Source organism: Thauera butanivorans NBRC 103042 (assembly GCF_001591165.1).
Lineage (GTDB): Bacteria > Pseudomonadota > Gammaproteobacteria > Burkholderiales > Rhodocyclaceae > Thauera > Thauera butanivorans.
Window position 1 is genome coordinate 1 of the sequence record NZ_BCUG01000123.1, and the last position, 1,595, is coordinate 1,595.

Consider the following 1,595-nt stretch of genomic DNA (forward strand, 5'->3'; position numbering starts at 1 on the left):
GGAACGCGACTCGATGGAATTCGACGTGCTGGTGGTGGGCGGGGGGCCTGCCGGGCTGTCGGCGGCGATCCGCCTGAAGCAACTGGCGGCTGAGCGGGGCCGGGAACTGTCGGTGTGCCTGATCGAGAAGGCGGCCGAGCTCGGCGCCCACATCCTGTCGGGCGCGGTGATGGACCCGCGCGCGCTCACCGAACTGATTCCGGACTGGAAGGAACGGGGCGCACCGCTCAGGACGGCCGTCACCGAGGACAAGGTGCTGTTCCTGTCCGAGACCGGCGCCCGGCAGACGCCCAACGGGCTGCTGCCGGACTGTTTCGTCAATCACGGCAACTACATCGTGCGCCTGGGCAACGTGGTCAAGTGGCTGGGCGAGCAGGCCGAGGCGCTGGGGGTGGAAGTCTATCCGGGCTTCGCCGGCGCCGAGATCCTGTACGACGAGGCCGGTGCGGTCAAAGGCGTGGCCACCGGCGACATGGGCCTGAACCGCGACGGCACGCCCGGCCCGCAGCACCAGCCGGGCATGGAACTGCACGCCAGATACACCCTGTTCGCCGAAGGCTGTCGCGGCCACCTGGGCAAGCAGCTCGAAGCGAAGTACGCGCTGCGCGACGGCGCCGACCCGCAGACCTACGGCATCGGCATCAAGGAGCTGTGGGAAGTCAAACCCGAGCACCACCGCCCCGGCCTGGTCGTGCACACCGCCGGCTGGCCGATGGACAGCGCCACCTATGGCGGCGGCTTCGTCTATCACCTCGAGGACAACCTGGTCGCGGTCGGCTACGTCGTCGGCCTGGACTACAGCAACCCGCACCTGTCGCCGTTCGAGGAGATGCAGCGCTACAAGACCCACCCCGAGATCCGCAAATATCTCGAAGGCGGCAAGCGGCTGCAGTACGGTGCCCGCGCCATCGCCGCCGGCGGCCTGCAGAGCCTGCCGCGGCTGATCTTCCCGGGCGGCGCGCTGATCGGCGACGACGCCGGCTTCCTCAACGCGGCGCGCATCAAGGGCAGCCACGCGGCGATCAAGTCGGGCATGCTCGCGGCCGACGCGGCCTTCGACGCCCTGGCACAGGAACGCCAGCGCGACGCGCTGACCGCCTACCCGGCAGCCTTCCAGGACTCCTGGCTGCACGCCGAGCTGCACAAGACGCGCAACTTCAAGCCCTACATGAAGAAGGGCCTGGTCCTGGGCTCGCTGCTGTTCGGCATCGACCAGGTGCTGTTCAAGGGCAAGGTGCCGTGGACGCTGCACAACAGCGCCGACCACGACAAGCTCAAGCCGGCGGCCGAGTGCGCGAAGATCGACTACCCGAAGCCGGACGGCGTGCTGACCTTCGACCGGCTGTCCTCGGTGTTCCTGTCCAACACCAACCACGAGGAAGAGCAGCCCTGCCACCTGCGGCTGAAGGATGCCACGGTGCCGATCGCGATCAACCTGGCCCGCTACGACGCCCCCGAGCAGCGCTACTGCCCGGCCGGGGTGTATGAGATCGTGCAGGAAGCGGCCGGCCCGCGGCTGCAGATCAACGCGCAGAACTGCGTGCACTGCAAGACCTGCGACATCAAGGACCCGACCCAGAACATCGACTGGGTCG

The 1,595-nt window shown here is 68.4% G+C and carries 1 protein-coding gene; it reads left to right on the forward strand.

Going from position 1 to position 1,595, the window contains the following annotated elements; translation table 11 throughout:
* Nucleotides 1-1,595, forward strand: a 1,595-nt coding sequence (locus TBU01S_RS22605; protein WP_245651023.1) for an electron transfer flavoprotein-ubiquinone oxidoreductase, incomplete at both ends; no start/stop codon positions are given.